Below are 21,765 nucleotides of genomic sequence, written 5' to 3'. Positions count from 1 at the left end.
CCACCCACCTACTTCATGCGCGGGCCAGCGCGCGCTGATTACAGCTTGGACGCAATCAGCTTGCCCAGGCGCTCCACACCGGCGCGGATCTGCTCCGGCGGCACGGTCACGAAGGACAGGCGCAGCGTGTTCTTCTGCGCCACGTTGGCGTAGAACGGTGCGCCCGGAACGAAGGCGACCTTCTCCTGTTCCACGGCTTCATTCAACAGCGCGCTGGCGTCCAGGTGCTCGGGCAGGGTCACCCAGATGAACATGCCGCCCTCCGGCTTGCTCCAGCTGCAGCTGGCCGGGAAGTACTGTTGCAGCGCGTCCAGCATGGCCTGGCACTGGTCGCCGTAGAGCTTGCGGATGGTCGGCACGTGCTGGTCCAGGAAGCCGTCCTTGATGGCTTCGTACACCACCATCTGGGTCAGCTGCGCAGTGTGCAGGTCGGTGGCCTGCTTGGCCTGCTCCATCTTCAGGATCAGCGGGCGCGGTGCGACCACGTAACCCAGGCGGATGCCGGGGGTCAGCACCTTGGAGAAGGAACCCATGTAGATCACGCCCGACGGATTCATCGACAGCATCTTGGGCAGCGGTGCATTCTGGTAGCTCAGGGCACCGTAGGGATCATCTTCGATCAGCGGCAGACCCAGGCGGGCACAGGTTTCCACCAGCTTGAAACGGCGCTCGGTGGGCAGGGTGCGACCGGTCGGGTTCTGGAAATTGGGCAGCGAATACAGCATGCGCGCACCAGCGGCGATGGCGTCGATGGTCTCGGGTTGCAGGCCGAACTCGTCACTCGGCACCGATTCGAACTTGGCACCGTACAGCGAGAAGGCTTGCAGCGCACCCAGATAGCTGGGGGTCTCGACCAGCACCTTGCTGCCTTCGTCGATCATCACCTTGCCCAGCAGGTCCAGGCCCTGCTGGGAACCGGAAACCATCAGCACCTGCTCGGCGGTGATCTGCGCGCCGTTGGTGGACAGCGACGCCGCGATCCATTCACGCAGCGGCAGGTAGCCATCGGTCGGGCCGTATTGCAGGGCCATCTTGCCCTGCTGGCTCAACACGCGGTCGAAGGCGGTCTTCATGTGCTCGACCGGGAAGGTCAGCGGCGAGGGCAGGCCACCGGCGAAGGAGGTGATGTCGGGACGCATCGTCACCTTCAGGATTTCACGGATGGCCGAGCTCTTCATGGCTTCGGCGCGCTGGGAGAACTGCCACTGCAGCGGTGCGGGATTTTCGAGTTTCATACGGGTCGTAGAGTCTGTGTCGGTGTGAGAGTGCTTCGGGCCGTGCGGCTTCTGCGGCCGCAACAGCCGGGCAGTGCATGGGATCGGCGATCAGGCGATCTCGGCGATCATTTCGATTTCCACGCAGGCGCCCATGGGCAGTTGCGCCACGCCAAAGGCGGAACGGGCATGCTTGCCGACTTCGCCAAAGACTTCACCGATCAGCTCGGAGGCGCCGTTGGTCACCAGATGATGTTCGGTGAATTCGCCGGTCGAATTGACCAGGCTCATCAGCTTGACGATGCGCTTGACGCGGGTCAGGTCGCCACCACAGGCGGCCTGCAGGGTGGCGATCAGGTCCACGGCCACGGCGCGCGCAGCCAGTTTGGCGTCATCGGTGCCGATGTCGCGTCCCAGCTGACCGACCCAGACCTTGCCATCCTTCTTGGCCAGGTGGCCGGAGAGGAAGACGGTATTGCCGGTTTGTGCATACATCACATAGGCTGCTGCCGGGGTGGCCACGGCGGGCAGTTCGATGTTCAGTGCTTTCAGCTTTTCATAGACGGACATGCGGTACTCCCAGTTGGACAGCGCCCGCTTGCGGCCAAAAGACAGTTGGCTCGCGCGTTGCGCGTTGACAAAATGTGAAAAAACAAGTGCTCGATTATCTCAAAAAACGGCAGCTTTAGCCCGTACCGGCTGAACTATTTCGGCTCGCAAACCCGGTCAGCGCCGTGTCAGCGGCGCACCGCCATGCGACGGCCGATGGCCACCACCACGATCACGGCCAGGGCAAAGAGCATGTTGCTCGCATCCAGCGCCTCATGGGCGATCACCGCCGCGCCCAGCAGGCTCATGAAAGGTTGCAACAATTGCACCTGCCCGACACGGGCAATACCGCCCAGGGCCAGGCCCTTGTACCAGAAGAAGAAACCGATGAACATCGAGAACAGCGATACATAGGCAAAGGCCAGCCAGGCCGGTGCCGACGCCCTCACACCGTACTGCCAGCCCAGCCACACCGAGACCGGCAACATCACCGGCAGGGCCACCACCAGCGCCCAGGCGATCACGTTCTGTCCGCCCATGCTCTGAGCCAGGCGTCCGCCTTCGGCATATCCCATGGCGGCGGTCACCACGGCGGCGAACAGAGCGAAGTCGGCCAGATGGAAACTGCCGCCGCCCTCGCGCAAGGCAAACGCGATCACGATGCCGGAGCCCGCCAGCGCCGCCAGCCAGAAACCCTTCGAGGGCCGCTCGCCGAAGCGCAGCGCACCGAACAGGGCGGTCGCCAGCGGCAGCAGGCCCACCACCACGGCGCCATGGGCGGCCGGGACATAGCGCATGGCGATCGAGGAAAACAACGGAAAACCCACCACCACGCCCAGCGCCGTGATGATGAGACCGCGCAGTTGCTGGCGCGTCGGACGCGGGGCCTTGATCCAGGCCAGCAGCGCGAGCGCACAGACGCCGGCCACCACCGCGCGGCCAAAGGCGATGAAGGCCGGATTGAGCTCGGCCACGGCGACCCGGGTAAAGGGCAGCGTGAGGCTGAAGATGGCCACGCCGATCAGGCCCAGCCACATGCCGCGACTTTCGTGACGGATGACGCCGGAAGTTCTTGCTGCGGGGTGGCGGGTCTTGCTGCTGGCTTGCATGAGGGTCCCCTGTCGTCAAAACGCGTTATTGCACCAAATTTTTCATTTGCCGATGCTGCTACAACCAGATTGCCAGCGCCGAATAGAGTGTCAGCGAGACCATCATGCCCGCAAAGATCGCGCGCCACCGGGGCTGTTCGAGATAGCGCCGCAAGACCGCACCGGCGCCGGCCCACACCGACACGCAAGGCAGGTTGACCGCGCAGAACACCGTACAGTAGATCAGGATGGCCAGCCAGCCGGCGCGTTCATGCAGTAACGGCATGAACGCCGAGGCACCGGTAATGGCCATCACCCACCCCTTGGGATTGGCGAACTGGAACATCGCCGCCCCCAGGAACGACATCGGCTGCACCGCCCGCTCACCCGCACCGGCAATGCCCATGCGGCGCAACTGCCAGGCCAGATGAAGCAGATAGGCGCATCCCAGCGCCTTCAACAACAGCACCACTTGCGGCAGCGCCACCACCAGTTGACCTATACCGAATGCGCATACGGCCAGCAGCACGCCGAAGCCGAAGGTGATGCCCAGCATGTGCGGCAGGGATCGCCGGAAGCCGAACCAGATGCCCGAGGAGGTCAGCATGATGTTGTTCGGCCCCGGCGTGATGGAGGAGACGAAGGCAAACGACATCAGCGGCAACAAGGCTTCGATCATGCGTTTCTCCTGTGCGCAGCCTGCGCCAGCGACACCACCTGCGCCGGTGCCAGAAGCGCATCGGCCACAGCGCTCGGGCGTGCCAGCACACGGGCGAAGACGTCGTGATCGACGTTGCCGCCGGAGAGCGTGACACCGATCTTCTGGCCGCGCAGACGCGCGCGCAGTTGCAGGGCGGCGGCCAGCGCACAGGCACCCGCGCCTTCGGCCACGTTGTGGGTGGCGATGAAGGCCAGCTTCATGGCATCCATCACTTCGTCATCAGTGACGGCGACGACCTCGTCAACGTCGCGGAGCATCACGTCCAGCGAAGCCTGGTCCGGCACGCGACAGGCCACGCCATCGGCGATGCAGGTCGAGACCGGCGCTTCGATCTTGCGGCCCGCCTCGAAAGAGAGCTTGTAGGCCAGCGCATGGGCCGAGACCACGCCGATTATGCGCGTCTTCAAACCCAGCGCATTGCGGGCCGCAACCGCACCACACATACCGGAACCTTGCCCGATGGGCACCAGCACCACATCCAGCCCCGGATGGGCGGCGAAGAGCTCCATCCAGTAGGTCGACACGCCCGCCACCAGGTCACGGTGGAAGGAAGGGATCATGTGCAGTTGCTGCTCGCCGGCCAGACGCTGGGCATGTTCGCGACTGTCCTGGAATTCGCGGCCATGCTCGATCAGGTCCACGCCCAGGGCGCGCATGGCGGCATTCTTTTCGCGGCTGTTGCCTTCGGGGACCACGATGGTGGCGGGGATGCCAAAGCGCCGCGCCGACAAACCGACCGACTGGCCATGATTGCCGCGTGTAGCGGAAATGACGCCGGACAGTTGCGGCTGCTGCCGGGCCAGGTGATGCAGATAGACCATGCCACCGCGCACCTTGAAGGCACCGGTCGGAGCGTGGTTCTCATGCTTGACCCACACCTCGGCAGCCAGCGCCTGGTTCAGCAACGGCCAGCACAGTTGCGGGGTCGGAGCCATGCCGGCGTAGACGATGCCGGCCGCCTGTTCGATCTCTTCCAGGCCGGGCAGCAGTTCGCTGGCAGTCCGGGTGGCTTGGCTGGCTTGGATGGACAGGCTGGTCATGACGATGGTCTCCTCGAAAAGATGCGAAACAAGAGCACTGATCGCAGCCCGGTCCGGCGCATTCCCGCCAGGCCGCTTACTCTTGCATTGGCTGACATCCTAGCCGACAATACCAGTACAGTACCTGTACACTTTTCCAAATAGTTTCAAACATTGTCACGGTAAAATGACCAATACAGTCAAGCATCTGCGCAGTATTCCCTCCAAGACACTGGCCAGTGACAGCGCCCTGCCCGGCTGGCCGCTGCTCATTCGCGAGAGTGGCGAGTCGCTGGTGGACCAGATCGTGCGCGGCGTACGCGCCCGCATCGATGACAAGCTGCTGCGTGGCGGCGCGCGCATGCCCTCGATCCGGCAGTTTGCCGATGCCCACGAGATCTCGCGCTTTACCGTGGTGGAAGCCTTTGACCGGCTGGTGGCCCAGGGCTATCTGGAGTCACGCCGGGGCTCGGGATTCTTCGTCAAGGAACGGGTGGCCGTCGCCAACGGCTACGGCAACCTGGCCGCGCAGGCTGAGGCGGTGGCCGAGGCCGAACGCGGGCTGGATGTGGTCTGGCTGGTCCGCAACATGTTCCGCCAGATGCCGCCGCACAAGATGCCCGGGGGCGGCCTGCTGCCGCCGGACTGGCTCGATGGCGAACTGATCGCCAATGCCCTGCGCGCCATCAGCCGTGACAATCCTTCCCTGCTGCTGGGCTACGGCACACCGCTGGGTTTCCTGCCGCTGCGCCAGCAATTGCAATTGAAGCTGGCCGAGCTGGAAATCGCGGCCGCGCCCGAGCAGTTCGTGCTGACCACCGGCGTGACCCAGGCCATCGATACGGTGGCGCGCCACTTCCTGCGGCCGGGCGATGTGATCTTCGTGGATGATCCGGCCTGGTTCCTGATGTTCGGTTCCTTTGCCGCGCTGGGGGCCAGGATCGTCGGTATCCCACGCCTGGCCGATGGCCCGGACATCGCCCAGCTGCGCGAGCTGGCGGCCATCCACAAACCCAAGCTGTACGTGATCAACTCGGTGCTGCACAACCCGACCTCGACCTCGCTGTCAGCTGCCAAGGCGTTCCAGGTGCTGCGTATCGCCGAGGAGCATGACTTCATCATCGTCGAGGACGACATCTATTGCGACATGCACCCCGGCTCGGCCGTGCAGGCCGCCACGCGCATTGCGGCGCTGGACCAGTTGCAGCGGGTGATCTATCTCGGCGGGTTTTCCAAGACCCTCTCGGCCAACCTGCGCGTGGGCTTCATCGCCACCTCGGCCGAACTGGCGCGCAGCCTGGCCGACCGCAAGCTGCTCTCCACACTCACCACCGGCGAGATCGGTGAACGGGTGGCCTACCGGGTGCTTTCCGAAGGGCATTACCGCAAGCATGCGGAACGGCTGCGGGCGCGTCTGAACGGTGCGCGCGACAAGGTGATGCGCCAGCTGGAGAGGATGGGCATGGAGGTGGAGGATCCGCCGCCCTGCGGCATGTTCCTGTGGGTCGATACCGGGCGCGATACCAACGTGCTGACCGAAGAGGCGATGGAACAGGGATTCCTGCTGGCGCCGGGCAGCCTGTTCTCGCCCTCGCAACTGCCCTCAACCCGCATGCGCATCAACGTCGCCGGGATGTCGGACCCCGGCATCTGGCGCTTCCTGGAAAAGGCGATGGACCGCTGACCATCGCCCTCTTCCCGCACGGCAGGCCGGCCCCGGCTCATCGTTCCATCAGGCCGTCACCAGATGGATGCGGGCAATTTCCTGATTGCTGGCGTTGTAGAAGGCATAGTCGGTCGAACCGGGGAAGTAGACGTAGTGGTCAGAACCATTGGCCATGATCTGCAAGCTCTCCGAGGAACTCATCTTGACGGTCAGCACCTTGGAGATGCCGCTGCCGTCCATGCCCATCTGACGCACGTCATCGGCCGTGATGATGACGTTGGTACCGCTGCCGGCACTCACGTCCAGTGTGGTGATGCCGGTGACCTTGCTGGAGAAGTTGCTCAGATTGAGCGTCGAACCCAGATCGGCGAAATGCAGCGTGGTCACGCCGGCGCCACCGCTGATGCTGTGGATGTTGGCGCTGCCGGTGGTCTGGTTGACCATGTCGCTCTGCGCCCCCGCCGAACTGTGCGAGCCGGCACTGACGTTGATCAGGTTGCTGCCGCTGCCCACCGTGACCGAATTGCTGCCGCCATCGACCACGTTGAAGATGTCGGTGCCCGAACTGGCGCCGCCGCCATCGAGTACGTTGGTGGTGGTGGTGCCACGCGCAGAGAGCACGTTGGCCGCACTGTTGCCGGTCAGGGTGCTATCGACGTTGGCACTCCCTTCCAGGTTGGCAATGCCGATGTAGCTGTCGCCGCTGGCATCGCCGCCGCTACCACCCGACACCAGGCTGGCGGAGATCGTACTGCCGGTCGAATACAGGTAGCTGACCGTATCGCTCCCCCCTGCCCCGCCGTTGAAGATGTTGGCCGCACTGCTGGCATAGAAGGTATCGCTGCCGGCACTGCCGGTAGCGTTCTGGATGTTGGCGTAGGTATCCCCGGCTGCATAACCGCCACTGCCGGTGCCATGGAACAGATCCACCACCACCGCCGAGCTGCCCGAGCGTGCATAGTTGACGGTGTTGTTGCCCGCCCCGCCATCGAAGAAATTGGCGACGCCGCTGGCATAGAAAGTATCGTTGCCCGCGCCGCCGGTGAGGTTGTCGATGTTGGTGAAGGTGTCACCCGCCGCATAGGTGCCGGTGGCCGCCAGGGTATTGGTCAGGTCCACGGTCACGCCGCCGGTATCGTATTCGTAGCTGACGGTGTCCACGCCATTGCTGCCGCCGTCGAACTTGTTGGCCTGGGTACTGGCCTTGAAGAGGTCGTTGAAGGCGCTGCCGATGACGTTGTCGATGTTGACCAGGATATCGCCCTGGGCATCTCCTCCCGTACCGGATCCGTTCTTGAGGTCGATGGTCACGGCCGAGCCGGAACCGGCATACGAGGCATAGGTCGACGCACGATTGCCGTTGACCGCGGTGATGGTGTCCGCGCCTGCACCGCCCTCCAGCACCGACTGCGTACCCGCCGTGGCGAAGCCGGTCAGGGTGTCGTTGAAGGCACTGCCGACTGCATTTTCGATGCTGACATAGGTGTCGCCCTGCGCATAGTTGCCGCTGCCGGTGCCCGTGGACAGGTCCACGGTCACGCCGGTAGTACCGTCACCGCTGGTGGAGAGCGAGTAGTTGACCGTATCGGAGCCCCCCGCGCCACCACTGAGCTTGTTGGCATTGGCACTGGCGAAGAAGGTGTCGTTCTGGCTGCTGCCGATGAGGTTGTCGATGTTGAACAGCGTATCGCCCTGGGCATCGCCGCCGCTGCCGGTGCCGGCCTGCAGGTTGATGCTCACGCCCGCTGACGAGCCGGCATAGGACGCATAGGTATCGGCACGGTTGGCGAGCACGGCAGTGAGGCTGTCAGCGCCCTTGCCGCCGGTCAGCACCGAGCTCACACCCGCCGTGGCGAAGCCGGTCAGGGTATCGGCCCAGTCGCTGCCGATCACGTTCTGGATGTTGGCGTAGATATCGCCCTGGGCGTAGTTGCCGCTGCCGACACCGGTTGAGAGATTCACCGTCACGCCGGTGGAACTATTGCTGCTGGCCGAGCCGGCATAGCTGACGGTATTGGACCCGGCACCGCCATCCATGAAGTTCACCGCCAGGCTGGCCACGATGGTGTCATTGCCGCTGCCGCCAGTGGCATCCTGGATGTTGGCGTAAGTATCGCCATTGGCCAGGCTGCCCGTGCCGCCGCTGCCACTGCCGGTGAGCAGGTTGATGGTTTCATCGGCGCTGGAATTGACGTAGCTCACGCGGTTGTGCAGCGAACCGGTGCCGCCATCGAGAGCGTTGGCCGCTGCGCTGGCGATGAAGACGTCATCGGCGGTGCCGCCGGTGGCGTCCTGGATGTTGGTGTAGGTATCACCGTTGGACAGGCTGCCCGTGCCGCCGCTGCCGCTGCCGTTGAACAGGTCGATGGTCTCCGAGACGCTCGAGGTACTGTAGTTGACGCGGTTGTGGCTGCCACCACCGCCATCGAATTTGTTGGCCGCGCTGTTACCGTAGAAAGTGTCGTTGCCGCCGCCACCGGTGACGTCCTGAATGTTGATGTAGGTATCGCCATTGGCCAGGCTGCCCGTGCCACCACTGCCGGTGCCGGTGACCAGGTTGACGGTTTCGTCGGCACTGGAATTGGCGTAGCTGACCAGGTTGTGCGAACTGGCCGTACTGGTGCCGCCGTCGAAGAAGTTGGCCGCGCTGTTGGCGATGAAGACATCATCGGCCGAGCCGCCTGTGACGTCCTGGATGTTGGTATAGGTATCGCCATTGGCCAGGCTGTTCGCGCCACCGCTGCCGGTGCCGTTGAACAGGTTGACCGTTTCGGCCACGGTGGAACTGCTGTAGTTGACGCGGTTGTGACTGCCGCCACCGCCATCGAAGAAGTTGGCGGCACTGGTGCCGTAGAAGGTGTCATTACCGCTGCCACCGGTCACGTCCTGGATGTTGGTGTAGGTATCGCCATTGGCCAGGCTGTTCGTACCGCCGCTGCCGGTGCCTGCGATCAGGTTGACGGTTTCATCGACCGTGGAGTTGGAATAATTGACCCGGTTGTGCGTACCGCCACCGCCATCGAAACTGTTGGCGGCGCTGTTGCCGTAGAAGGTGTCATTGCCGCTGCCGCCGGTGGCATCCTGGATGTTGGTGTAGGTGTCGCCGGCTGCCAGCGTGCCGCTGCCCAGTCCGGTGACAAGGTTGATGGTCTCATTGGTCGTGGAGTTGGCATAGCTGACACGGTTGTGCGAACTGGCCGTACTGGTGCCGCCATCGAAGTTGTTGGCCGCCGCGCTGGCTACGAAGAGATCATCGGCCACACCGCCGGTAACGTCCTGGATGTTGGTGTAAGTATCGCCATTGGCCAGACTGCCGGTGCTGCCACTGCCATTGCCGGTGAACAGGTCGACCGTTTCGGAGACCGTGGAGCTGCTGTAGTTGACCCGGTTATGGCTGCCCCCACCACCATCGAAGTTGTTGGCCGCCGTGTTGCCGTAGAAGGTGTCATTGCCGCCCCCGCCGGTGACGTCCTGGATGTTGATGTAGGTGTCGCCGTTGGCCAGACTGCCGGTGCCACCCGTGCCCTGGCCGGTGACCAGGTTGACGGTTTCATCCACGGCGGAATTGGTGTAACTCACACGGTTGTGCAGCGAGCCGCTGCCACCGTCGAAGGCGTTGGCCGCCGCGCTGGCGATGAAGACGTCATCGGCCGTACCACCGGTCACATCCTGGATGTTCGTGTAAGTGTCGCCATTGGCCAGACTGCCCGTGCCACCCGACCCGGTACCGGCGAACAGGTTCACGGTCTCGGCCACGGTGGAGCTGGCGTAGTTGACCCGGTTGTGACTGCCGCCGCCACCATCGAAGCGGTTGGCCACCGTGTTGCCATAGAAGGTGTCGTTGCCGCTGCCACCGGTGGCATCCTGGATGTTGGTGTAGGTGTCGCCTGCTGCCAGGCTGCCGGTGCCGCCGCTGCCCTGGCCGGCGAGCAGGTCGATCGTCTCGTCGACACTGGAGTTGGCGTAGCTGACCTGGTTGTGCGTGCCGCCGCTGCCGTCGAAATGATTGGCCGCAGCACTGGCGATGAAGGTGTCATCGGCGCTGCCACCGGTGGCGTCCTGGATGTTGACGTAGGTATCGCCATTGGCCAGGCTGCCGGTACCGCCTGTGCCCACGCCATTGAACAGGTCCACCGTCTCGGCCACGCTCGAGTTGACGTAGCTCACGCGATTGTGCGAGCTGGCCGTGCTGCTGCCGCCATCGATGAAGTTGGCGGCGGCGTTGGCGATGATGAGGTCGTCGCCCGAACCACCGGTCACGTCCTGGATGTTGGTGTAGGTATCGCCCGCAGCGTAGGTGCCGCTGCCGCTGCTGGTGAAGAGGTTGATGGTCTCGCTGGTGGTCGAGTGCGCATAGCTGACCCGGTTGTGCAGCGACCCGCTACCGCCGTCGAAATTGTTGGCCGCCAGACTGGCCACGAAGGTGTCATCGTAGATGCTGCCGGTGAGGTCCTGCACATTCACCAGCTTGTCGCCCGCCGCATAGCCGCCGGAGGTGCCGCTACCATTGGTGAAGCTCAGGTCCACCGTGACGGCGGCGTCGGAACCGGCATAGCTGACGCGATTGTGCGAACTGGCCGTGCTGGTGCCGCCATCGATGCTGTTGGCCTCGCTGCTGGCGATGATGACGTCGTCGAGCGAGGAGCCGACCACGTTCTGGATGCCGGTGTAGGTATCGCCCGCGGCAAAGCCGCCACTGCCGCTGCCGGTCACCAGGTTGACGGTGACTGCCGCCGTCGAGAAGGCATAGCTGACCGTATTGGAACCCAGCCCGCCGGCAAGGACATTGCTGTTGCTGTCGGCGATGAAGGTATCGTCGTAGGCCGAACCGATCACGTTCTGGATGCCGCTGTAGGTGTCGCCCCCGGCGAAGCCGTTGCTGCCGGTTCCATGGAACAGGTCGACGGTGACGCCGTTGCCGTCGCTGGCCTTGGCATAGCTCACCGTATTGGTGCCGGCCCCGCCGACGAAATCATTGGCAGCCAGGCTGGCGATGAAGGTGTCGTCGGAGGCGCTGCCGGTGACGTTCTGGATGTTGACGTAGGTATCGTTGTCGGCATAGCCGCCGCTGCCGCTGCCCAGCACCAGATCCACCGTGACGCCGGCGTTCGATGCGGCATAGCTGACCCGGTTGGATCCGGCTCCGCCGTCGAAGTTGTTGGCCGCGGCACTGGCCACGAAGCTGTCATTGCCAACACCGCCGGTGAGGTCCTGGATGTTGGAGAGCTTGTCGCCCTGGGCGTAGCCGCCTGAGGTGCCGGTGCCGTCGGTGTAGTTCAGGTCCACCGTGACCGCCGTGGTGGAGGCGGCATAGCTGACGCGGTTGTGATTGGAACCGGCGCCATCGAAGGTATTGGCATCGGCGCTGGCTACGAAGGTATCGTCGTAGGCACTGCCGATCAGGTTCTGGATGTTGCTGAAGGAGTCGCCCGCCGCATAGTAGCCGCCGGTACCGGTGCCGATGGCATTGGTGAGATCGACCGTCACGCCACCTGTCGAGTAGATGTAGCTGACCGTATTGGAGCCAGCGCCGCCGTCGAAGTTGTTGACGTCGGCGCTGGCAATGAAGGTATCGTTGAAGCTGCTGCCGACCAGGTTCTGGATGTGCGCCAGCACGTCACCCTGGGCATAACCGCCAGAGGTACCGGTGCCATCCGAGTGCGTCAGGTCGACCGTGACGGCGGCATTGGAATTGGCATAGCTGACCGTATCCGAACCGCCCAGCCCACCGTTGAAGTTGTTGGCGGCAGCACTGGCGATGAAGGTATCGGAATATGAACTGCCGACGATGTTCTGGATGTTGGTATAGGTATTGTTCTGCGCATAGCCGCCGCTGCCGCTCAGGGTGATCATGTTCACCGTGACCGCGCCGGTCGATGCCCCGTAGTTCACCGTATCGGACCCGCCGCTGCCGCCATCGAAGTGCACGCTGTCCACCCCGGCGATGAAGACGTCGTCAAAGGCCGAGCCGATGGCATTCTGGATGTGGTTGTAGCTGTCGCCCTCGGCATAGCCGCCGGTACCGCGTCCGGAGACGAAGTTGATCGATACTCCCGTCGTCGACCCGGCATAGCTGACCGTATCGCTGCCGCCGCTGCCGCCATCGAAACTGTTGGCGTCGGCGCTGCCCACGAAGGTATCGTTGTAGGCGGTACCGATGACGTTCTGGATGCGCACGTAGCTATCGCCCGCCGCCGCCCCGCCGCTGCCCACCCCGCTTTGCAGGTTGACGTTCACCCCGGCATTGGAGTTGACATAGGACACCGTATTGGAACCCAGCCCGCCATCGAAGCGGTTGGCGTCGCCACTGGCGATGAAGATGTCGTTGTAGTCGCTGCCGATGGCGTTCTGGATATGTGTATAGGTGTCGCCCTGCGCGTATCCGCCCGACCCGGTGCCGGTGACCAGGTTGACTGTCACGGCACTGTTCGATGAAGCGTACGACACTGTATCGGACCCGCCGCTGCCACCGTCGAGTCGGTTGACCGCTGCATTGACCACGAAGGTATCGTCGAAGGCACTGCCGCGCAGGTTCTGGATATTGCTCAGCTGGTCGCCCTGGGCATCCCCGCCCGTGCCCGCCCCGGTGACCAGGTTGACTGTCACACCGGCGGAGGACCCCGCATAGCTGGCCGTGTTCACGTTGGTGCCGGTGCTGTTGAGGCCGCCCACGATCTGGTCGGCGCCGGCGCCCCCTTCGAAGAAGGTATTGCCGCTGCCGCCGATCAGCACGTCGTTGCCGGTGCCGCCATAGAGCAAGTCATTGGCGTTGCTGCCATAGACGGTCACGCCACCGTTGCCGGCATGGATCTCGTGCGGCAGGCCCTGGGCCGGCAGCACCAGCACCGGGTCGCCGGTGGCCGGGTCGAGATAGCTCAGGTCACCATAGGCACTGGCATCCTTGATGGCCACGTGGCGAGTGTCGTTCAGGGTGAGCTGGCCATTGGAGGTAGCCACCACGGTGGTGAAGCTCAGATCGAAAGCCTGGTGTACCGGTGAGGCTGAATTGGCTTCCACCGTACCGTACTGGAACTGTAATGGGAAGTCGGTTTGACCGGCCGCCACCGACACCTGGAAACGTCCGCCACCGAGGTCGGTACCGTTGACGATGGACATGCCCGCCGGTACTCCCGAGACCGTCACCGACACCACCGTGCCACTGCCGGTGATGGTGACGTCGAACACCTTGATGAAGGTGCCGGCATTGTTGCCCGCCGCGTAGATCGTATGCACGCTGTCGGGGGCATTGATGACCTGGGTACTGAACTGCAGCGGCAGCCCGGCATCGCTAGCCGAAGCGGCCACGCCACCGCTCCCCCGGAGAACATCGCCGCTCTGCGTGGTCGTGGCGAGGTTGACCAGCTTGATCGCCATCGATGGCTGCGAAGGATCGACCACGATGGTGGAGGGCTGGCTGCCGGGGCGTTCCGGCGGCAGCTGCAGATCGCTCGGCTTGACGGGGGCGTCGTTGGAATTGGGATTGATCTGGGGCGAAAACACCGGGGGAGTGTTGGACACCAGATCCTGCGCCGCCGCTGCCGTGGCCCCCACGGTGGTGTGGGTGGTATCGCCGCCGACGACAGGACCTGCCGAGGTGGCCGACTTGGAGCTGGCGCTGCTGCTGGTCAGGGACGCCGCATTGTCACTGATGATCTGGGCGAACTGGGTGGCGCCCTCGCCGCCGATGCTGGCCGAGTTGCGATCCACCGTCACCGTCTGGGCCGGGGCCACGTTGGGCGCCGAGCTCACGGGATCGGAATTGAGCACGCGCGACTGATCGTTGGGCTTGAGCGCGATCTTGCCCACGGTATCGAGCAGCTTGCCGGTATCGGCGCTGGTGTCGGTGAACTTGACCTTGGACTTGTCGTCCATCGCCTCCATGGCGCCGCCGGCCAGCACCACCTTGGTGCCATCGGCCATGTGCAGCACCATGTCCACGTCGACCACCTGCACGTGCTGCACGGCCGCGCGGGTGGCGCTGACCTGGAAGCTGCCGGCCTGGTCGGGCATGACCACCTTGACGGGGCCTGCCACCTTGTCCGCGGAGTTCGCTTGTGATGAGCTTGCGGTTGCCATGTTTCCTCGCTATCGAAGATCGTTCGAGTTTCGAATCTGGTTCGGTGTGATCCTGCCTGGCAGAGTCACTGCAAAATCTGGTCGCGCGGTCCGTCTGCCACGATGCGCCCGCCCTCGATGACGATGATGCGGTCCACGTGGCGCAACAGCGCCGGGCTATGGGTGGCCACCACCAGCGTGCGCGGGCCTGCATAGGCCGCCAGCCGCTCGATGATGCGGGCCTCGGTCTGCTGGTCCACGCCGGTCGTCGGTTCGTCCAGCAGCAGGATGCGCGGGGTGCAGGCGATCACGCGGGCCAATGCCACCATCTGACGCTGGCCGCCGGAGAGATTGCCGGGCGCCTTGATGGCCTGATCCAGGCGCAGCTCGCCGCGCGCGATCAGGTCATCCAGTGACGATACCGCCAGCGCCGCTTCATAAACCTGCCCCGGCACGCGGTCGCCCACAAAAATGTTGGCCGCCACCGTGCCATCGAAGAGGAAGGGTTCCTGCGGCTTGAAGCCGATGCAGCGCATGCGCACTTCGGGGGCATAGGCCGTCACGGCCACGCCATCGATGAGGACGTGGCCTTCGTCGGGCTTGTGCAATCCGGCCAGCGCCCGCAGCAGCGTGGACTTGCCGGAGCCGGAACGTCCTACCAGGCCGACCTTCTCGCCAGGCTGGATGGTCAGCGAAATATTCTTCAGGGTCGCATTTTCCTTCTGGTCCAGGTGCAGCAGCAGATTGCCGACCTGGATCAGGCCGCGCATTTCCTGGCGTAGCACGTCGGCGGTCGGGGTTTCTTCCTGCTCTTCGAACAGCTGGTCGAATTCGGCGCGGGCACGGCGGAACATCTCGATGCGCCCCAACAGCGCGGCCAGCGAGGACAGCACCGTGGTGGCGCGACTGATCAGCAGCGAACAGGCGATGAGCGCACCGACGGTCAGCAGGTTGTCTTCCACCAGATAGACACCGACCACCAGCGTGGCCACCGAGATGAAGGTGTAGCCGACGGTGGAGATGGCGTAGCTGGTGTTCATCCAGAAACGGCTCTTGGCCTGGGCCACGGCATTGGCGCCGGCATCGGCCAGGAAGGCGCGCATGAGGCGGTCCTGCAGGGGCGTGGTCTTGAGCGTTTCCATACCGTAGACGATGCTGGCCAGCTTGTCGACCTTGCCGGTGCCGGCCTTCATGGCGGCATGGGCGTAATCGTTGGCCGGCACCTTCAGCAGCAGTTGCAGCCCCACCAGCAAGGCACCGCCCACCAGCAGCACCCACACCATGTGGCCGCCGATCAGGCCCAGCACCACCAGATACAGCGCCAGGAACGGCAGGTCCACCAGCAGCAGCATGTAGTTGGAGGACAGCAGGTCGCGTGCGGCCGACAGATCGCGGTAGCGCGCCAGCACCACGCCCACCGGGGCCTGTACCTTGGCTGTCAGCAGGCGGCGTGCCGAGACTTCGTCGAATTCGCCATCCAGGCGACCGGCCAGTTGCTCGGTGTAATACACGCGGATGATGCGCAACACCAGCTCCAGCCCGATGAAGAGCAGCATGCCCAGCGTCAGCGCCCAGAGCGTTTCCGGGATGTGATTGCCCAGCACCTTGTCGTAGATCAGCCGCGAATACAGCGGCATCAACAAGCCCAGCAGATTGACCAGGATGCCGGCGACGATGATCTCGACGAAACGGCTGCCATAGGCACGCAACAGCGTCAGGTAGGACGGATCGGCGCGCAGACCCGCGAGCACTTGCGGCTGATCGATGTGGACCTGTTCGCTGGCGTTCATGGTGCGCGGTGATCGTCGTCAGGCCGGCATCAGGCCTGGCCGCCGCGATTGGTCGCGGTGAGTTCGCGGATCGCTTCGCGCAGCTCCAGACGCAGGTCCTTGACCATGGTCTGGCGCCCGCTGCGCATTTCTTCGATGACGGTCTGCCAGTTGATGTTCTGGCGCATCAGCGCTTCGGTGATGGAGGTCAGCGATTGCGGGATGGCCCCCAGGTTCTTGACGCGGTCGTTCTGGGTCGCCATGTGCTTGGCCAGGTCGATCTGCAGCTGGCGTGCGGAGAGCGCATCGCGCGCCATGTTGCTGGAGTTCTCGCCGATGGTGTTGCCCAGTTCGTTCAGACGAGCCGCCACGGTGGCCTGCAGTTCGCCCTGGTACTGGATGGCGCCCATCTCGTCGGCCAGGCGTACCGAGATCTGGTTCAGCAGCGCCGGCAGTTGCGCAATATTCTGCGCGTTCTTCTCGTTCATGCTGGAGATTTCGCCCTGCTGCGCCTGCAAGGAATTGAGCGCCGTGGACAACGCCAGTTGGCCGGTCTGGATGGTAGTGACGATCTGCGGCAGCACTTCGAAGGTGCGATTGGCGATATCGCCATTGACGGAGAGGCGCTCTTCCAGCGAGGACAGGCTGTCGGAAAGATCGCGCGCCGAGGTGATCTTGGTGTTGATCAGCTGGCCGACGTTGCGGATTTCTTCCAGCGTCTGCTGCGCGGTTTCGTGCATGCGCGGGCCGAAGGCCACCAGTTGGCGCAGGCTGCGCGACTCTTCCATGCTGTCGTTGAAGAGCTGGACGATGTTGTTCAAGCGATCGTTCAGACCTTCCAGCTTGATGCCGGCCTGCAGCGAGGCTTCCGAACTGTTGCGCGCAGCCATGATCGATTCGCGCTGCAACACCATGAGGTCCTGCAGGAATTCGGCGAGGAAGGTTTCGGAGACGCCCTGGCGCTGGGTGGCGGCCGGGCCGCTCATGTCGTGCACCACGTGCTGCACCATGTCGCTGATACATTCGCGGGCCCGGGTGACCAGCTTCTTGCTGGCCGCGCGCAGGGGCGTCAACGTCAGGCCCAGGGCCAGCGAACCGATCAGACCGAACATCGACGCCGAGAAGGCCGTCCCCATCGACGCCAGCGGCTTTTGCAGGTCGGCCACCAGGTGCATGAAGGAGGCATCCATGTCGCCACCGGCACTGGCCTTGCCGAAGCCGTCGATGAGCGCCGCCGTGCTGACCAGCGTTTCCAGCAGACCGATGAAGGTGCCCAGCAGGCCCAGCGCGATCATGAAACCGGTCAGGAATTGCGGGAACTCGGTCTTGGCATCGAGATGGGCGCGCAAGTCATGCAGCGAGCCCTCGATGGTTTCCTGTTCGATACGCGAGGTCAGGCGACCCTTGGTGCTGGCCACCGAGACCAGCACCTGGCCGATCTCCGTGCCCTCGAACTCGGGCGCCTTGACCAGGCTGTCCATCGATTCGCCGGCCTTGGTGCGGTCGTAGAACTGCATCAGCTTGTCGTATTCCCAGTTGACGCGATAGAGGTTGTAGAAGATCAGGCTCACCCCGAACACCGCCACGGCGATGATGAAGAGATTGAGGAAGGGATTGATCTGGATCGCATGCCCCACGAAGGCCCGGAACAGGAAGGCCCCGAACAGCAGCAGGAGCGTCGGGATGGCGGCAAGTGCGTAGAACTGGCGAAGATTTTTCATACGTGCGAGGTTCCGGAGAAAAGAACGCAGGGAAAATGGCTGGTGCAGAAAACGTCAACTGCCGCAAAGCCTTGGTGGATGAGGCTTTGCGGCGAAGCATAAGTCACTGCGGGGATGGCGGCGCAGTTCATCGCGGCTCCCGCAGGGCACCCTGGCCGAAGCGCGACAGCGGCGACATCAGGTATTGCCACACCGTGCGGCGGCCAACAATGATGTCGGCGCTGGCGGTCATGCCGGGCATCAGGGCCAGCTTGCGCTGCAGTTCGTTGTCGCCGCGCTGCACGGCGATCTTGATGCGGTAGCTGCGCTCGCCGCGCGGATTGTTGTCATCGGGGACGGTGTCGGCGCTGATCTCGGTGACCACGCCTTCCATGGCGCCATAGACGCCATAGTCATAGGCCGATACCTTCACGCGCGCCTTGGCACCGGTGACCAGTTCGGCGCGGTCGGTGGGGGAGATGCGGGCTTCGATCACCAGCTTGTCATCGCTGGGGGTCATCTCGATGATGGGGTCGCCCGGGCGGACCACACCGCCGACGGTATTGATCAGCACGCGGTTGACCACGCCATCCATGGGCGCCTTCACCTCCGAGCGCGAGACGCGGTCATTGCGCGACTTGATCTCTTCCTGCAGGCGGGCCAGTTCGTTTTCGGCGGCGGTCAGCTCGGTGCGGGCATCCGATCGGAAGCGCGACGACGCTTCTCCCATCTTGGCCTGGGACTCGGCGATGGCGGCCTTCAGGCGCGGGATCATGGCTTCGTTGGCGGAGAGCTTGCTCTGCGCATCCTGCACGCGGGCAGCGGCCTGGATGTCTTCCAGCTGCGAGGCGGCATTGCGTTCGAGCATGTTGTGGATCAGCTTGTACTGGCGCTGTGCCAGATCCAGTTCGCTGGTCTGGCTCTTCTGGCGACTGATGGCTTCACCCAGTTCGGCCTGGCGTTGCGCGGACTGTTCGCGCAATACCGACATTTCCTGCGTGAGCTTGGCCGAGCGCGCAGCGAAGGCGGCCTGTTCGCTTTGCACGGCGGGGTCGTCGTGTTCCAGGTCGGCCGGCATCTGCAGGCTGGCGGCTCCGGCGGCTTCGGCCGAGAGGCGTGCGATCTTGGCGCGCAGGCCGAGAATCTTCACGCGGCCTTCGCCGAGGTCGGCATTGGCGCGCACGTCAGCAATCGAGACCAGGGTCTGGCCCTTCCTGACCACCGCACCCTCGCGCACCAGGATGGCCGAGACGATGCCGCCTTCCAGATGCTGGATGATCTGGTTGTGTTCGGAGGCGACGATGCGCCCGTTGCCCCGCACCACCATGTCGATGGGGGCCAGCATCGACCAGATCACCAGCAAGACCAGCAACAGCGCGCAGGCCAGCACCGCCAGGCGCGGTCGCGGCATGCTCTGCAACTGGCCCAGGCGACGGTCCAGCCGCGGCGCCACGCGGCGCATGAAGCCCTTGCTGCGGGAACTGATCCCGTGGCCGGTGCCGGGCTTGAGCGAGAGCGTCATTTTGGCTGGGCCTGGTATTGCACGATCACACGAGCATCGTTGCCGTTGCCGTTTTCATCGGTAGCCACGCGACTGGTGACGCGCGCCTTGTCCACGCCGGCGTCGATGAGGTAGTTGCGTACCGCCACCGTACGGTAGTAGGCGCGGCGCCGGCTCTCGCTGTAGGCGCCGCTGCCGATGACGCCCGTGACCACGATCTTGCCCTGGCTGGACTTGGCGCGGCGCACCCAGTCGCCGATGCTCTTGTCGAGGGCACGGCTACCCTCCTCGTTCAACTGGGTGGAGTCGGCGTCGAAGTTCAGGGTCACGGCCTTTTCGTTGGCATCGATGCGCAGGCCGGGCGCAACTTCCTTGTCATTGGGTTCGGTCTTGACCTGGATGGCGTTGGGGCTGGACGGCGCGGCGGCGCTGCGCAGGCTGCCATTGTCGGATTGCAGCGGCGGCGCCGCCAGCCTGGCTTTGAGGCTGGCCACTTCGCGCTTCAACTGTTCGATCTCCTGCGCCTTCTCGCGCTCGCCCGGGGTCTCGGCACTGTTGGTGCTGTTGCTGTCGGCGGTGGCGATGGTATCGGTCTTGGTTGCCTTGGATTGGCCCACAACCTGCACCTGGCCCTGCGAGATCAGCTTGCTGACCTTCATCTGCGCCAGCTTCTGGGAGTAGTAAAACAGCGTCACCACGAACACCACCACCACGAAGATCATCACCAGCACCACGTTGGACAGTGCGTCCACGAAGCCTGGCCAGAAATTCTGCTCACGTCCGCCCTCCATGGTTCCCCCGTCCTATTTGGCTGCCCGCGCGGGCAGAGTTTCCAGCGCCGATGCGCGACCGGTGTTGCGCAGGATCTGGTAGCTGATATCGGCCTGCTGGAACAACAGGTTGGCAAAGTCCATGCGCGCCTGGTAGGCCTGCTGGTAGGCGTCCAGCACGTCCAGCAATTGCTTGCTGCCGGTGGAGAGCTGCTCCAGGAAGACGTCGGCCACGTTGGCGTTGGTGAGATAGGCCTGGCGCGAGATCTCCATGCGCTTTCGCACCGCGCCCAGGGTGCGGTAGTTGATCTCGATCTGCTCACGCAATTTGCGTTCCAGGTCGAGCGCGGTATTGCTCTTTTCCACGTACTTGGCGCCGGCCTGCTTGCTGTAATACAGGTCGGACCCGCCATTGAGCAGGTTCATGGTCACCACCATCATCAGGCGACGATCGGTGGTCAGCTGCAGGCTGTTGTCGGTGGTGTCGATGGCGCCACCGGCACCCCGGGTCTTGGTCTGGGTCCATTCCAGCGCCAGCGTGGGCGAGAACCTGGCGCGCGCCGACTTCAGTTCCTGATTGGCGGCATCGACATCACGCCGCGCCGCGCGCACGCCGGGGTTGGTGTCGTAGACATCCTGCAGGGCCAGCTTGGAGGTGTCGGGCACGACCGGCATCATGTGGTCCGGCACCTCGATCTGCTCGATCTTGCGGCCGGTGATCTGGTTCAGCGTCACCATGGCGCTTTCCAGCGCGCCTTCGGCCTCGGCCACGGCCGACTGGGCCGTGAGCGAGCGCCCGCGCACCCGTTCAAAATCGATGCGGCTGGCGCCGCCGCCCTGGAGGCGCTTGTTCATGTAGTCCAGCAAGGCGGCCATACGTTGCGCATAACTGCGCGAGAACGACAGCGTGGCATAGGCGCGCATGACGTCGTAATACGCCTTGATGGCGTTGTAATACAGGGTCTCGCGGGCATCGTCGCGGCGCAGGTCGGCGGCATCGGCCAGCGCGCTGCTCTTGCGGTAGTCGTAATACGAACCGGGTGCGAAGATGGGCTGGCGACCGATCACGGTCACGTCCCAGCGCTTGTGATAGGAGGCGCGCTGGATCAGGCCGGTATTGGGATCGATCACCGAGGACGGCGAGGAATATTCATTGCCCTTCTGCGCCCGCACATCCAGAGTCGGCCCCAACTGGCCGGCCGTGGCCTTGGAAGCATAGCGCGCCTGGTCGGCCTGGGCCGCCGTGGCGGCGTAGCTGTAGCTGTTGTTGAGGGCAAGGTCCAGCACGCTGCGCAGACTCAGGTCCGCTACGGTCTCGCCTTCGGTGACGATGCTGATCTGCGGCAGGGCGATCCGGTTGCCGGCAAAGTCCGGATCGGACTGGCGCAGCAACAGCAGGATTTCATCCTGCGGCGAGCCCGGCGGGGTGTCGGCCGGCAAACCCGGCAGGCGGTAATCGGCGGCGGACGGCCCGGCAGGATCGGCACCCAGACGGATCTGGGGCGGCGTATCGAGCTTGTTGTCGGCCGTGGACGGTGTGGCCTGCATGGCTGTGGCGGCGGCCAGCGGCGGCTTGTCCGCCGCCAGCAGCGCATGATGCGCGGCCAAGCCAAGTGAAACGCCCAGTATGAAACGCTTGCTTTTAAGAACTCTCATCAACACGATCAGCCGGTATCCCACCGGCCTCCCCTACCCAACCCGCATCCCAGGAAA

Annotated in this window: 12 protein-coding genes; 1 reads left to right on the top strand and 11 read right to left on the bottom strand. The window is 64.2% G+C overall.

Going from position 1 to position 21,765, the window contains the following annotated elements:
* Positions 1-38: 38 nt before the first annotated feature.
* From ACODSZ_RS10050 to ACODSZ_RS10030, 5 genes are all read right to left on the bottom strand, one after another.
* A complete protein-coding gene (locus ACODSZ_RS10050) occupies positions 39-1,235 on the bottom strand; it encodes an aminotransferase-like domain-containing protein (RefSeq protein ID WP_008327713.1) in 1,197 nt (398 codons plus the stop codon).
* Positions 1,236-1,325: 90 nt separating this feature from the next.
* On the bottom strand, positions 1,326-1,784 hold the full coding sequence (locus tag ACODSZ_RS10045) for a RidA family protein (protein ID WP_008327712.1): 459 nt from the start codon (positions 1,782-1,784) through the stop codon (positions 1,326-1,328).
* A 167-nt stretch (positions 1,785-1,951) separates the two neighbouring features.
* The gene (locus tag ACODSZ_RS10040) at positions 1,952-2,872 is read right to left on the bottom strand and encodes a DMT family transporter (protein WP_008327711.1); all 921 of its coding nucleotides are present in this window, start codon (positions 2,870-2,872) and stop codon (positions 1,952-1,954) included.
* Between the two features lie 58 nt (positions 2,873-2,930).
* Positions 2,931-3,530 carry a LysE family translocator gene (locus ACODSZ_RS10035; protein WP_488927504.1) on the bottom strand — a complete coding sequence of 200 codons (600 nt, stop codon included), beginning with the start codon at positions 3,528-3,530 and terminating at the stop codon, positions 2,931-2,933.
* Positions 3,527-4,612 (bottom strand): threonine dehydratase, encoded by a 1,086-nt coding sequence (locus tag ACODSZ_RS10030; RefSeq protein ID WP_175343257.1) that lies wholly within the window; start codon positions 4,610-4,612, stop codon positions 3,527-3,529. Before ACODSZ_RS10030 ends, ACODSZ_RS10035 begins: the two co-directional genes overlap by 4 nt.
* 166 nt (positions 4,613-4,778) lie before the next feature.
* On the opposite strand from ACODSZ_RS10030, the gene ACODSZ_RS10025 reads away from it, so the two are divergent.
* The gene (locus tag ACODSZ_RS10025; RefSeq protein WP_175343256.1) at positions 4,779-6,275 is read left to right on the top strand and encodes an aminotransferase-like domain-containing protein; all 1,497 of its coding nucleotides are present in this window, start codon (positions 4,779-4,781) and stop codon (positions 6,273-6,275) included.
* Positions 6,276-6,323: 48 nt separating this feature from the next.
* Here the strand turns inward: ACODSZ_RS10025 and ACODSZ_RS10020 are convergent, their stop codons facing one another.
* The 6 genes from ACODSZ_RS10020 to ACODSZ_RS09995 all read right to left on the bottom strand — a co-directional run bounded on the left by ACODSZ_RS10020 (position 6,324) and on the right by ACODSZ_RS09995 (position 21,708).
* Positions 6,324-14,267, bottom strand: a complete 7,944-nt coding sequence (locus tag ACODSZ_RS10020) for a calcium-binding protein (protein WP_488927551.1) — start codon at positions 14,265-14,267, stop codon at positions 6,324-6,326.
* A 131-nt stretch (positions 14,268-14,398) separates the two neighbouring features.
* The gene (locus ACODSZ_RS10015; RefSeq protein WP_488927503.1) at positions 14,399-16,102 is read right to left on the bottom strand and encodes a peptidase domain-containing ABC transporter; all 1,704 of its coding nucleotides are present in this window, start codon (positions 16,100-16,102) and stop codon (positions 14,399-14,401) included.
* 29 nt (positions 16,103-16,131) lie between these two features.
* Entirely contained in the window at positions 16,132-17,802 is a 1,671-nt protein-coding gene (locus ACODSZ_RS10010) for a hypothetical protein (protein ID WP_008327704.1), read from the bottom strand.
* A gap of 127 nt (positions 17,803-17,929) precedes the next feature.
* The gene (locus tag ACODSZ_RS10005; protein WP_008327703.1) at positions 17,930-19,303 is read right to left on the bottom strand and encodes an HlyD family type I secretion periplasmic adaptor subunit; all 1,374 of its coding nucleotides are present in this window, start codon (positions 19,301-19,303) and stop codon (positions 17,930-17,932) included.
* Positions 19,300-20,073, bottom strand: a complete 774-nt coding sequence (locus ACODSZ_RS10000) for an OmpA family protein (protein WP_175343253.1) — start codon at positions 20,071-20,073, stop codon at positions 19,300-19,302. Before ACODSZ_RS10000 ends, ACODSZ_RS10005 begins: the two co-directional genes overlap by 4 nt.
* 12 nt (positions 20,074-20,085) lie before the next feature.
* Positions 20,086-21,708: a TolC family protein gene (locus tag ACODSZ_RS09995; RefSeq protein WP_217509837.1), complete on the bottom strand. Its 1,623-nt coding sequence runs from the start codon at positions 21,706-21,708 to the stop codon at positions 20,086-20,088.
* Positions 21,709-21,765 lie beyond the last annotated feature (57 nt).

The organism is Herbaspirillum sp. FG34, assembly GCF_057809315.1.
Note: the sequence above shows the minus strand (reverse complement) of the source record. Positions and strands in the feature narration are given on the sequence as shown.

What these genes read in the sequence shown, in the direction of transcription:
- ACODSZ_RS09995 (WP_217509837.1), bottom strand. Translation starts at nt 21,708, where the DNA reads ATGAGAGTTCTTAAAAGCAAGCGTTTCATACTGGGCGTTTCACTTGGC.
- ACODSZ_RS10030 (WP_175343257.1), bottom strand. Translation starts at nt 4,612, where the DNA reads ATGACCAGCCTGTCCATCCAAGCCAGCCAAGCCACCCGGACTGCCAGC.
- ACODSZ_RS10040 (WP_008327711.1), bottom strand. Translation starts at nt 2,872, where the DNA reads ATGCAAGCCAGCAGCAAGACCCGCCACCCCGCAGCAAGAACTTCCGGC.
- ACODSZ_RS10045 (WP_008327712.1), bottom strand. Translation starts at nt 1,784, where the DNA reads ATGTCCGTCTATGAAAAGCTGAAAGCACTGAACATCGAACTGCCCGCC.
- ACODSZ_RS10025 (WP_175343256.1), top strand. Translation starts at nt 4,779, where the DNA reads ATGACCAATACAGTCAAGCATCTGCGCAGTATTCCCTCCAAGACACTG.
- ACODSZ_RS10005 (WP_008327703.1), bottom strand. Translation starts at nt 19,303, where the DNA reads ATGACGCTCTCGCTCAAGCCCGGCACCGGCCACGGGATCAGTTCCCGC.
- ACODSZ_RS10050 (WP_008327713.1), bottom strand. Translation starts at nt 1,235, where the DNA reads ATGAAACTCGAAAATCCCGCACCGCTGCAGTGGCAGTTCTCCCAGCGC.
- ACODSZ_RS10035 (WP_488927504.1), bottom strand. Translation starts at nt 3,530, where the DNA reads ATGATCGAAGCCTTGTTGCCGCTGATGTCGTTTGCCTTCGTCTCCTCC.
- ACODSZ_RS10010 (WP_008327704.1), bottom strand. Translation starts at nt 17,802, where the DNA reads ATGAAAAATCTTCGCCAGTTCTACGCACTTGCCGCCATCCCGACGCTC.
- ACODSZ_RS10000 (WP_175343253.1), bottom strand. Translation starts at nt 20,073, where the DNA reads ATGGAGGGCGGACGTGAGCAGAATTTCTGGCCAGGCTTCGTGGACGCA.
- ACODSZ_RS10020 (WP_488927551.1), bottom strand. Translation starts at nt 14,267, where the DNA reads ATGCCCGACCAGGCCGGCAGCTTCCAGGTCAGCGCCACCCGCGCGGCC.
- ACODSZ_RS10015 (WP_488927503.1), bottom strand. Translation starts at nt 16,102, where the DNA reads ATGAACGCCAGCGAACAGGTCCACATCGATCAGCCGCAAGTGCTCGCG.